This window comes from Castellaniella sp. MT123 (genome assembly GCF_039614765.1).
Taxonomy (GTDB): Bacteria; Pseudomonadota; Gammaproteobacteria; order Burkholderiales; family Burkholderiaceae_B; genus Castellaniella.
Genome location: NZ_CP154879.1, coordinates 2,705,548 through 2,717,359 on the forward strand (window position 1 = coordinate 2,705,548; position 11,812 = coordinate 2,717,359).

General features: G+C 67.1%; 8 protein-coding genes. 5 read left to right on the plus strand and 3 right to left on the minus strand.

Features of this window, described 5'->3' with window-relative positions; translation table 11 throughout:
• The first annotated feature begins 33 nt into the window (after nucleotides 1–33).
• From ABCV34_RS12755 to hutI, 5 genes are all read left to right on the plus strand, one after another.
• Nucleotides 34–1,596 carry a DNA polymerase Y family protein gene (locus tag ABCV34_RS12755; RefSeq protein ID WP_345796585.1) on the plus strand — a complete coding sequence of 521 codons (1,563 nt, stop codon included), beginning with the start codon at nucleotides 34–36 and terminating at the stop codon, nucleotides 1,594–1,596.
• The gene (locus ABCV34_RS12760; protein WP_345796586.1) at nucleotides 1,580–4,831 is read left to right on the plus strand and encodes an error-prone DNA polymerase; all 3,252 of its coding nucleotides are present in this window, start codon (nucleotides 1,580–1,582) and stop codon (nucleotides 4,829–4,831) included. The genes ABCV34_RS12755 and ABCV34_RS12760 overlap by 17 nt, the downstream gene beginning before the upstream one ends.
• A gap of 181 nt (nucleotides 4,832–5,012) precedes the next feature.
• On the plus strand, nucleotides 5,013–5,231 hold the full coding sequence (locus ABCV34_RS12765) for a type II toxin-antitoxin system RelE/ParE family toxin (RefSeq protein WP_345796587.1): 219 nt from the start codon (nucleotides 5,013–5,015) through the stop codon (nucleotides 5,229–5,231).
• Nucleotides 5,194–5,514 carry a DNA-binding transcriptional regulator gene (locus ABCV34_RS12770; protein WP_345796588.1) on the plus strand — a complete coding sequence of 107 codons (321 nt, stop codon included), beginning with the start codon at nucleotides 5,194–5,196 and terminating at the stop codon, nucleotides 5,512–5,514. Before ABCV34_RS12765 ends, ABCV34_RS12770 begins: the two co-directional genes overlap by 38 nt.
• A 114-nt stretch (nucleotides 5,515–5,628) precedes the next feature.
• Entirely contained in the window at nucleotides 5,629–6,879 is a 1,251-nt protein-coding gene (gene hutI, locus ABCV34_RS12775; protein ID WP_345796589.1) for an imidazolonepropionase, read from the plus strand.
• Here the strand turns inward: hutI and hutH are convergent.
• From hutH to ABCV34_RS12790, 3 genes are all read right to left on the minus strand, one after another.
• On the minus strand, nucleotides 6,846–8,384 hold the full coding sequence (hutH, locus tag ABCV34_RS12780) for a histidine ammonia-lyase (protein WP_345796590.1): 1,539 nt from the start codon (nucleotides 8,382–8,384) through the stop codon (nucleotides 6,846–6,848). The genes hutI and hutH overlap by 34 nt on opposite strands.
• Before the next feature lie 73 nt (nucleotides 8,385–8,457).
• Nucleotides 8,458–10,161: a urocanate hydratase gene (gene hutU / locus ABCV34_RS12785; protein WP_345796591.1), complete on the minus strand. Its 1,704-nt coding sequence runs from the start codon at nucleotides 10,159–10,161 to the stop codon at nucleotides 8,458–8,460.
• 162 nt (nucleotides 10,162–10,323) lie between these two features.
• The gene (locus tag ABCV34_RS12790; RefSeq protein ID WP_345796592.1) at nucleotides 10,324–11,787 is read right to left on the minus strand and encodes an FAD-binding oxidoreductase; all 1,464 of its coding nucleotides are present in this window, start codon (nucleotides 11,785–11,787) and stop codon (nucleotides 10,324–10,326) included.
• Nucleotides 11,788–11,812 lie beyond the last annotated feature (25 nt).

Sequence of the window (11,812 nt, forward strand, 5' to 3'; positions counted from 1 at the left end):
CCAAGCCCGCCTGCGTTGCATCTAGCACAGCCGATGTCGACAGTGGCAGGAATATCCGCCGATGCCGTTACGGATCAGGATGCTTCCGTCCTGGCCATCGCCAGCGCCTTGCTGCGGTTTACGCCAACGCTGGCGATCGCCCCGGAATCCGTCATCCTGATGGATGTCACGGCCAGCCTGCGGCTGTTTGGCGGCATTCGTGCCCTGCGGGTGCAGGTGCGCCGAGTCCTGGCCGCGTTTGACCGGGCCGACGTGGCGGTCGCGGCCAGCGGCCCCGCCGCCTGGGTGCTGGCCCGCAGCGGGCAGGGTGGCAGCGCGCTCACAGCCAGATCCCTGCGGCACGCCCTGGCTCGGGTGCCGCTGGCCGTGTCGCCGCCCGCGCGGCCCTTCGCCGACTGGTTCCGGGAACTGGGTTGCGTGACTCTGGCCGATTTGGGGCGCCTGCCGCGCATTGGCCTGAAAAAGCGTTGCGGCCCGGCCTTGCTGGACTGGCTGGATCAGCTTAATGATGGCTGCGCGCACTACCGCTGGCTGGAATTGCCGCCGACGTTCGATGCCGGGCTGGAATTGCCCGATCACATCGAGCACGCACCGGCCTTGCAATGGGCCGTGCGGCGCCTGATCCTGCAGTTGTGCGGCTGGCTGACCGCGCGCCAGCAGGATGCGGCCGCGTTTACGCTATGGCTGGGGCATGATCGCGACAGGGTTCCTCCATGGCTACCGGATCCTTCCACGCGCAATCAGGCACATAGCCACTCCACCCATGCCGAGCCGGATCCGGCAACAGGCACACGGCTCGACATCCTGCTGGGCGAACCCGGCCGGGATCCCGATTCCCTGACCCGGCTGGCAAAGGAACGGCTGCATCGCCTGACGCTGCCGGCGTCCGTCATCAGCGTGCGCCTGCAGGTCTCGCAGCTACGGGCGGCACAGGTTCCCAGCCTGGATCTGTTCCCGGAACCCGGCGGCACGCCGCAGGATCATGCCCACTTGCTGGCATTGCTGGCCGCCCGCCTGGGGGCCGATCATGTGTTGGTGGCGGCGCCCCAGGCCGACCATCGGCCGGAATGGGCTGCCCGCTGGATTCCTCTGGATCCATCCAGGCCGCACACGCCTGGCCGCGCACCGGCTTCCAGAACCCGTCACGCGGTATCCATGAATCCCTTGGGGCAATCCGGCTTGGCCGAATCGCACGCCGGAAGTTCCCGCGACACAGCACGGCAGCTGGACTGGCGGGGGAACAATTCCCTGCCGCGTCCCGCCTGGCTGCTGGATGCGCCCGTGCCGCTGGCGATGTGCGGGCATCGTCCCTGTTACGGCACACCCTTGCGCCTGGTCTCGACCGCCGAGCGGCTGGACTGCGGCTGGCAGGACGGCCATCCCATCATCCGCGACTATTTTGTCGCAGAAGACGAAACCGGTATCTGCTACTGGATTTTCCGCCTGGGAATGCCGGAGCCCATTCCGAACCCAGGCCAGTCGGGAGGGGCGGAACCGGGGCCTACGCCGGATTCGGGCACAGCGCAGGCCCCAGCGCCGGCTCCCGCCCCGGATGCCGTCGAACCGCACTGGTATCTGCATGGGCTCTTTGGATAAACGCAAACATGCCAGGAGGCTGGCCCCTGGCGGGCGTCCGGATTCGGGACAGGCTTTGCCCGCCTACGCCGAACTGCAATGCGTCAGCAATTTTTCCTTCCTGACCGGGGCATCCACGGCCGAGGAACTGGTCGCCCGCGCCGCCCGGCTGGGCTACGCCGCCCTGGCGGTCACGGATGAGTGCTCGCTGGCCGGTATCGTGCGGGCGCATGTTGCGGCGAAGGCAGCCGGCCTGCCACTGATCGTCGGGGCCGCATTCCGGCTATCCGCCGCGCCGACGTGGGCGGATGACGACGCGTGCCAGGCCAACGCCACCATCACGCTCACCGCCCTGGCCATGCACCGCGACGGCTATGGCAATCTGTGCGAACTGGTGTCCCTGGGACGCATGCGCAGCCCCAAGGGCGGTTACCGCCTGACCGCCCGGGACTTGGATGCCCCGGATCCGTCATTCGCCCATCTGCGCGGCCTGCCGGGCTGCTGGGTAATCCTGTCACCCGACTATCCCGCGGACGAGGCCCGGCTGGCGGCTCAGATCCGATGGGCTGTGGCGACGTTCGGCGAGCGGCTGCGCATCGCCCTGACCCTGCACGCCCGCGCGCTGGACGATCTCCATCGCGGCCGGGTGCTGCGCGTGGCGGCCCGGTTTGGCGTTCCGGTCGTTGCCACCGGTTGGCCCGTGATGCACACGCGCTCACGCAAGCCCCTGCAGGACGTGATGAGCGCCATCCGCCTGGGCAAGACCGTGCATGAATGCGGCTACGCCTTGCAGCCCAATGCCGAACGCCATCTGCGCAGCCGCCTGCGGCTGGCCAATCTGTATCCGGCGGACACCGTGGCGGAAACCGCGCGTGTGGCGCAGCGCTGCGGATTTTCCCTGGATCAGCTGCGCTACGAGTATCCCGACGAACTGGTGCCAAAGCATCAGACGCCCGCGACTTACCTGCGTCAGGAAACCCTGGCAGGCGCGCGGCGCCGCTTTCCGGATGGCATCCCGCCCGCAGTGCGGGAACAGATCGACCACGAACTGGAATTGATTGCCGATCTGCGGTACGAGGCCTACTTCCTGACGGTCCACGATATTGTCCGTTTCGCCCGCAGCCAGAACATCCTGTGCCAGGGCCGGGGCTCGGCGGCCAATTCGGCTGTGTGCTACTGCCTGGGCATCACCGAGGTCGATCCGGCGCGTTCGAACCTGCTGTTCGAGCGCTTCATCAGCAAGGAACGCAACGAACCGCCTGACATCGACGTGGATTTCGAACATCAGCGCCGCGAAGAGGTCATGCAGTACCTTTACGCAAAATACGGGCGCGACCGGGCGGCGCTGACGGCGGCGGTGGCCACGTACCGGCCGCGTGGCGCTCTGCGAGAGGCGGGCAAGGCACTGGGTGTGGATCCCGGCGTCATCGATCGGGTGGCCCGCGCCCATCGCTGGTTCGATTCCCGCACCGATCTGCTGCAGCGTTTTGCCGACGCGGGGCTCGACCCGCAGGCGCCGCTCCACCGCCAGTGGGCCGCGTTCGCGGTGCAACTGCTGGGTTATCCGCGTCATCTGTCGCAGCATTCAGGCGGCTTCGTCATCAGCCGCGGCAGGCTGACCCGGCTGGTGCCGGTGGAAAACGCCGCCATGGACGGCCGCACCATCATCCAGTGGGACAAGGACGACATCGAGGCCCTGGGCATCCTGAAGATCGACGTCCTGGCGCTGGGGATGCTGTCCATGCTGCATCGCGCGCTGGACCTGATGGCCGAAAGGCATGGCCGGCCTTTTGCGCTGCGGGATATCCCGCCCGAAGACCCCGCAACCTACGACATGCTCAGCCGGGGCGACAGCATGGGTGTGTTCCAGGTGGAATCCCGCGCCCAGATGGCCATGCTGCCGCGTCTGCGCCCGCAGTGTTTCTATGATCTGGTGATCGAGGTCGCCATCGTGCGCCCCGGCCCCATGCAAGGCGGCATGGTCCATCCCTACCTGCGCCGCCGCCAGGGGCTGGAGCCGGTCACCTTTCCGTCCAGGGGGATGGAGCAGGCGCTGGCCCGCACGCTGGGCGTGCCGATTTTCCAGGAACAGGTCATGCAGGTCGCCATGCTGGCGGCCGGCTATTCGGCGGGCGAGGCCGACCAGTTGCGCCGCGCCATGGCCGCCTGGAAACGCCACGGCAACATGGACGTCCACCATGACCGCCTGGTCAGCGGCATGCTGATGCGCGGCTACGACCGCGATTTTGCCGAGAGCATCTTTGCCCAGATCCGGGGCTTTGGCGAATATGGCTTTCCCGAAAGCCACGCGGCCAGTTTCGCCCTGCTGGCTTATGCCAGTGCCTGGCTGCGCCGCCACGAACCGGCCGTTTTTCTGGCGGCGCTGCTCAATAGCCAGCCCATGGGCTTCTATACCTCGTCCCAACTGGTGCAGGACGCGCAGCGGCGCAGAGTGCGCGTGCTGCCGGTGGACGTCACCGTCAGCGATTGGGACAGCGGGCTGGAGCGCGTGGACGGGGCTCGTGATACGCGGATGGAAACCGTGCGCCTGGGGTTCTCTCTCATCAGCGGCATGAATCGCGATGCCGCCGCGCACATCGTCCAGGCCCGGTCCGCGCAGCCTTTCGCGGACGTGGCCGATCTGGCCCACCGGGCACGGCTGGAGCGCCACGACCTGCAGGCGCTGGCGCGGGCCGGCGCCTTGTGCGCCCTGGCCGGCGGCAACCGGCGTGCCGCCCTGTGGCAGGCGGCCGCCGCCGTCCCGGATCGGGATCTGCTGCGCGGCATCACCCGGGATGATGTGGTGCCCGTGCTGCCGCGCGCTTCGGAAGGTCAGGAGATCGCCACCGATTACCGCGCCCTGGGCCTGACCCTGGGGCGCCACCCCCTGGCCCTGCTGCGCGACCGTTTGCGGGCCGACCATCTGCTGTCCGCCGCCCAGTTGGCCGGGCTGCGCAACCGCCAGCTGGCGCGCGCCTGTGGCCTGGTGACGGTGCGCCAGCGCCCCGGCACGGCCAAGGGCGTGCTGTTCATGACCCTGGAAGATGAGACAGGGACTGTCAATGTCATTGTCTGGCCGGATATGTTCACGCGATACCGGCACGAAGCGCTGAACGCGCCCCTGCTGGCCGTCTATGGCGTCTGGCAGACCGACGGCCAGGTCAGCCACCTGGTCGCCCGGCGTCTGGCGGACCGTAGCAACCTGCTGACGTCGCTGTTTGACGGCCTGCCGGTGCCGTCGAGGGATTTCTGCTGAGCGCTCCGCACTGGCTCGTATTCGTAACGGTGCATGTGCCGGGATCTCTCTCGATATCCGGTCAACTATATCATTGGGTGGTACAATTTATGGAAAGAATATTCCGGACCAGAATCTTCACCCGTTGGGCAAAAGGCGTGGGGCACTACCAAGTAGAGGCAAGCGAGGTGGTGGCCGAACTTTGGTTGCGACGAATTTCGCGGGTTGCTGGTTCTTTCTGTACGGCTTTGAAAAGAGCAATAGTGCCGATATTGCTATAGACGAATTAAAGGCTCTGCGACAGGTCGCCGAAGAACTTCTAGAGCTTGACGACTATTCTTTGCTGGTTGCCTTGCGGGCTGGCAAAATTATTGAGGTATCCAATGGCTACGATCAAACGGAAAAGCCGCATCCTGGCTGAAATGCACGAAACAGCCCGTGATCTCTACGAGGTCGGTCTGATCAGCAAACGCCGCATGCATGAATTTGATGCCTTGTGCCACATCGATGTGCATGAAATACCGCCGCAGCGGATCAAGCAACTACGCCAACGCGAACATCTCAGCCAGGCCGTATTTGCCGCTGTGCTCAACATCAGCGTGTCCACCGTCCAGAAATGGGAAATCGGCGACAAAAAGCCCAGTGGCCCGTCCCTGAAGCTTCTCAGTCTGATCGAACGCAAGGGGCTCGAAGCCGTCCTGTAGGCGTCTGGCGGACCGCAGCGCAATCGTGGCATCCACCGTGTCCCTTGTCTTGGCCGCCGCCAGTGGGCATAATCCTTCGCATTGTCTATACAAATAGCTAGCAGAGGCCTTTCCATGCCGCATCTCCCAGAACCCGGCGCCCGCCCACACGGTTGTGTCTTGTGGAAGAACCTGCGCATTGTGCCGCCCGGCTGGCGGTCCGGGCTGGTGCCTCTGTGCGACCTGGCGGTCGAGGGCCTGCGCATTGCCTGGCTGGGGGCGGCGGGCCAGGCGCCGGCCGGGTTTCAGGCTGCGTTGCAGCATGACCTGGGTGGTGCGCTGGTCACGCCGGGGTTGATCGACTGCCATACCCATCTGGTTCATGGCGGTCAGCGGGCCAATGAATTCGCGCTACGCTTGGCCGGGGCCAGCTACGAGGACATCGCCCGCCAGGGCGGGGGCATTGTGTCCAGCGTGCGGGCCACACGGGCGGCCGACGAGGACACCCTGTTCCAGCAGGCGCTCAAGCGCCTGGACGCCCTGCGGGCCGAAGGCGTGACCGCCATCGAGATCAAATCCGGCTACGGCCTGGACCTGGACACCGAACGCAAGATGCTGCGCGTCGCCCGGCGTCTGGGGGAAGCGCGGCCGGTCACGGTGCGCACCACCTTCCTGGGGGCGCATGCCCTGCCGCCCGAATACGCGGGCCGCGCCGACGACTACATCGATCTGGTGTGCAACGTCATGCTGCCGGCCCTGGATGACGAGGGCCTGGTCGATGCCGTGGACGTCTTTTGCGAAGGCATCGGTTTCAGCCTGGCGCAGTCCGAACGCGTGTTGCAGGCCGCCACGCGGCGCGGCCTAGCGGTGAAAATGCATGCCGAACAGCTGTCCCTGATGGGCGGCGCGGCCCTGGCCGCCCGCTACGGGGCCTTGTCGGCGGACCATCTGGAATGGCTGGACGATGCGGGTGCCCAGGCCATGCGCCAGGCCGGCATGGTGGCCGTGCTGCTGCCCGGCGCCTACTATTTCCTGCGCGACACCCACGTGCCGCCCATCGAGCTGTTGCGCCGCCACGGCGTGCCCATCGCGCTGGCGACCGATTGCAATCCCGGCACTTCGCCCGCCACGTCGTTGCTGCTGATGCTGAACATGGCCTGCACGCTGTTCCGGATGACGGTGGCCGAGGCCCTGGACGGCGTCACCTGCCACGCCGCCGACGCCCTGGGCTGCGTGGGCGTCAGTGGGCGCCTGGCCGTCGGGCATCCCGCCGACTTCGCGGTCTGGGACATCGACAGCCCGGCCGAACTGGCCTACTGGATGGGCCTGCCACGCTGCCGGATGTCCGTGCGTCAGGGCAGCATCGCCTTCCAGTCCACCCGGTAGCTGCCTTCCAGCACCCGGCGCCCGACGATGTCCAGGTCGGGGGCCAGCAGGCGGTCGTGATCGTAGAATGGCACGTCCTGGCGGATCTGCTGGTGTAGCGCCTGCAGGGGGGGCGACGTCGTCAGCGGGGCGTGGAAATCGATGCCCTGGGCCGCGCACAGCAGTTCGATGCCGATGATGTGCGCCGTGTTGCTGGCCATATCGGCCAGCCGTCGGGCGGCGAACGTCGCCATGCTGACGTGGTCTTCCTGGTTGGCCGACGTGGGCAGGCTGTCCACGCTGGCGGGGTGCGCCAGCGACTTGTTTTCCGACGCCAGCGCGGCGGCGGTCACGTGGGCGATCATGAAGCCGGAATTCAGCCCCGGTTCCGGCACCAGGAACGGCGGCAGGCCCGAAATGCTGGCGTCGATCAAAAGCGCCACGCGGCGTTCCGCCAGGCCGCCGATCTCCGCAATCGCCAGCGCCAGGATGTCGGCGGCGAACGCGATCGGCTCGGCATGGAAATTGCCGCCCGAGATCACCTGGGCCGGCTGCCCGTCGTGTCCCGGGAACACCAGCGGATTGTCCGTCACGGCATTGGCTTCGGCCAGCAGCGTGCGAGAGACCTGGTCCATCAGGTCGTGGATGGCGCCCATCACCTGGGGCTGGCAACGCAGGCTGTAGGGGTCCTGCACCTTATTGTCCGACACCAGGTGCGAAGCCCGGATCGCGCTGCCCGCCAACAACGCCCGGTAGCGGCGGGCGACCTCGATCTGCCCCGGCTGGCCGCGGATTTCGTGCACGCGCGGATCGAACGGCGCATCGCTGCCCTTGGCGGCGTCGACGCTCAGCGCGCCGGCCAGCACCGCGCTGTCGAACAGGTGTTCCGCCAGGAACAGCCCGTGCAGCGCCAGGGCGGTGGACACCTGGGTGCCGTTGATCAATGCCAGGCCTTCTTTGGCCGCCAGGTGAATGGGGGCGACGCCCGCCCGCGCCAGCGCCTGTTGCGCCGGCAGCCACTGGCCTTCGCACAGCAGGTGGCCCTCGCCAAGCAGCGCCAGCGTCATGTGCGCCAGGGGCGCCAGATCGCCCGAGGCGCCCACCGAGCCCTTTTCGGGGATGTGCGGGATCAGGCCGGCATTGAAGACCTGCATCAACGTCCTGACGACGCTGGACCGGATGCCCGAATAGCCGCGCGCCAGGCTGGCGACCTTCATCGCCATCAGCAGGCGCGCCACGCGGGCGTCCACCGGGTCGCCTACGCCCACGGCATGCGACAGGATCAGATTGCGTTGCAAGGCCTGCAACTGGTCGTCGGGGATGTGCGTCTGCGCCAGTTTGCCGAAGCCCGTGTTGATGCCGTAGGCCGGAACGCCCCGGTCGATGATGGCTTGCACGATGGCGGCCGAGGCATCCATGTCGCGCACGGCCTGTGCGGGCAGCGCCAGTTGCACCTTTCCCAGCCAGATCTGGCGCAGTGCGTCCATGTCCAGCTTCCCGGGCTGCAAGGTCAAAGTCGTCGTCATGGATATTCGCTCGAAGAAATTCGATCATCAGCACAGAGGCTGTCGGGGAAAGAGCCGCGGCCGGCGCGCGCGTCTACGAAATCATCGGCAGATTCAGGCCGAAATCCCGCGCGGTCTGGATGGCCAGTTCATAACCCGCATCGGCATGGCGCATCACACCGGTGCCGCAGTCGTTGATCAGCACGCGTTCCAGCCGGCGGGCGGCGGCGTCTGTGCCGTCGGCCACGATCACCATGCCGGCGTGCTGGCTGTAGCCCATGCCGACCCCGCCGCCATGGTGAAACGACACCCAGCTGGCCCCGCCGGCCGTGTTCAGCAGCGCGTTCAGCAAGGGCCAGTCGGACACAGCGTCCGTGCCGTCGCGCATGGCCTCGGTTTCGCGGTTGGGGCTGGCGACCGAGCCAGTATCCAGGTGGTCGCGGCCGATCACGATGGGGGCCTTCAGTTCGCCCGAGCGCACCATCTCGTTGAAGGCCAGCCCCGCGCGGTGGCGTTCGCCCAGACCCAGCCAGCAGATGCGCGCCGGCAGCCCCTGGAAGGCGATGCGTTCGCGCGCCATGTCCAGCCACTGGATCATGTGGTGGTTGTCGGGGAACAGTTCCTTCAGTTTGCGGTCGGTCGCGTAGATGTCTTCCGGGTCGCCCGACAGCGCCACCCAGCGAAACGGCCCCTTGCCCTCGCAGAACAGCGGGCGGATGTAGGCCGGCACGAAACCCGGAAAATCGAAGGCGTCGGTGATGCCTTCGTCGTAGGCCACCTGGCGGATGTTGTTGCCATAGTCCACCGTAGGGACGCCCATGGCGTGCAGGTCCAGCATGGCCTGTACGTGGCGGGCGCAGGATTGTGCCGCCTCGGCCCGCAGACGCGCATGCTGCGCCGGGTCGTGCTGGGCAGCCTGCCATTGTTCCACCGTCCAGCCCGACGGCAGGTAGCCGTGGATGAGGTCGTGGGCGGATGTCTGGTCCGTGACCAGGTCGGGACGCGGGCCGCCCGTCCGGGCGCGGCGGGCCAGTTCCGGCAGGACGTCGGCCGCATTGCCCAGCAGGCCGATGGACACGGCTTCCTTGCGGCGCGTGTGTTCGGCGATCATGGCCAGGGCCTCGTCCAGGTCGCGGGCCTGCTTGTCCAGGTAGCGCGTGCGCAGGCGGAAATCGATGTGCGACTGCTGGCATTCGATGGTCAGCGAGCAGGCCCCGGCAAAGGTCGCCGCCAGCGGCTGTGCACCGCCCATGCCGCCCAGGCCCGCCGTCACGATCCAGCGCCCCGCGAACGAGCCGCCGAAATGCTGGCGGCCGGCCTCGGCAAACGTTTCATACGTGCCCTGCACGATGCCCTGGCTGCCGATGTAGATCCAGCTGCCGGCCGTCATCTGCCCGTACATGAAGAGGCCCGCCTGGTCCAGTTCATTGAATTTTTCCCAGGTGGCCCATTTGGGCACCAGGTTGGAATTGGCCAGCAGCACGCGCGGCGCGTCCGTGTGGGTTTTGAAGATCCCCACCGGCTTGCCGGATTGCACCAGCAGGGTCTCGTCTTCCCCCAGTTTGCGCAGGCTGTCCAGGATGGCGTCGTAGCAGGCCCAGTTGCGCGCCGCTCGGCCGATGCCGCCGTAGACCACCAGATGTTTCGGGTTTTCCGCGACGGCCGGGTCGAGATTGTTCTGGATCATGCGGTAGGCCGCCTCGATCGTCCAGTTGCGGCAATGCAGTTGCGGCCCTGTGGGGGCGTGGATTTCGCGGCTGGCGTCGTAGCGCGGATCGTCTGCGGGGGAATGGGACACGGTCTGCTCCTGTGCGGGAAATATTCAGCTCGAATGTATATCTGTTTTGCTTAAATGTCTATACAAATTAACCGGACACGCGGGCCATGCCGGATGGCTGGATGGCGCGCGGCGAGGTCGATCGCGTCAGCGCGAGCGCTGCAGTGCCCGGCCTGTCCGGTATCAGATGTCCACGATCCGGCCGGCGTTCAGCCGCGCCTGGGGGTCCAGCAGCCGCCGGATGTCCGCCATCAGCACGCGTTCCGGCGCGCTGCGGCTGTGATGCAGAAAGGGTTTCTTGATGCGCCCGATCCCGTGTTCGGCCGAAATGCTGCCGCCGACCCGTTCGACTTCCCGGTAGACCAGGGCTTCGACTGCGACAAGGTCGCCGGGCGCGTAGGGCCCCGTGGACAGATGCAGATTGCCGTCGCCCAGGTGGCCGAACAACAGGCGCCGCGCCGCTGGCCAGCGGGCCGCCAGGGCCTGCTGCGCGCGGGCAATGAAATCGGGCAGCCGGGCCAGCGGAATGCCGATGTCGAAGGCCACATAGGGGGCCATTTCGTGCAGGATCTCGCCGATCGCATCGCGCAGCCGCCACAACTGGGCAGCCTGTTCCTGGCTTTGCGGCAGGATGGCGTCCAGTACCAGGCCGCTGTCCAGGCAGGTTTCCAGGAAGCGGTGCAGATCGGCCTGGGCGCGATCCCCGGCAGCGTTGCCGCCGTCCGGGTCCCGGGCGGCGCCAGGCTGTGGCTCGTTTGCGGACGCCGTATCGCCCGCAAACGATTCCACCTCCAGCAGGACGCAGATCGGGCAGGCCCCGTCGAAGGGTTCTGTCCGCTGCGTCACCGAGGCGGCAGCCTGCAGGTATTCGCGCCACATGACCTCGAACGACGACAGGGTCGACAGTTGCCCGCGCGCCGCTTTCAGCAGTGCCGTCAGCTGATCGAATCCCGCCAGGCCCACCAGGGCGCTGTGACGCCGTTCGGGTTTGGGAAACAGGCGCAGCACCGCCCGCGTGACGATGCCCAGCGTGCCTTCCGTACCGATGAACAGGTGCTTCAGATCCAGACCGGTGTTGTTCTTCAGGCCCTGGTTCATCATGGTCAGCACCGTCCCGTCGGCCTGCACGACTTCCAGCCCCAGCACCAGTTCGCGCATCGTGCCGTAGCGCAGCACCCGGTTGCCGCCCACGTTGGTGGCGACGTTGCCGCCGATCTGGCAGGATGCCCGCGCCCCGCAGTCCATGGGGAAATACCAGCCCTGCGATTCGACAGCGGCGCACACGTTTTCCAGCACGGCGCCGGCCTGCACCGTCACCGTGCCGCTGACGGCATCCAGATGTTCGACCCGATCCATCAGTTCCATCGACAGCACGACGTCGCCCGGATCCGGCACGGCGCCGCCCGCCAGTCCCGTGCGTCCGCCCTGGATCGTCAGGGCGCGGCCATCGCGCTGGCAGGCCCGCACGATGGCGGCGACCTCGTTCGTGTCGCGCGGGCGCAGGATGCAGTAGGGCGGGGCGTCGGCCTTCAGGCCGCTGTCATCCTGCAGATAACGGGCAATATCGTCGACGCCCGGCCGCAGGCACGACACGGTCTGCATGATCGCATCCAGGGCGCAGGGGGATGAAGACGGGTTCGGGTTCATGGTGCGGCTCGTGCGTGGAATATCC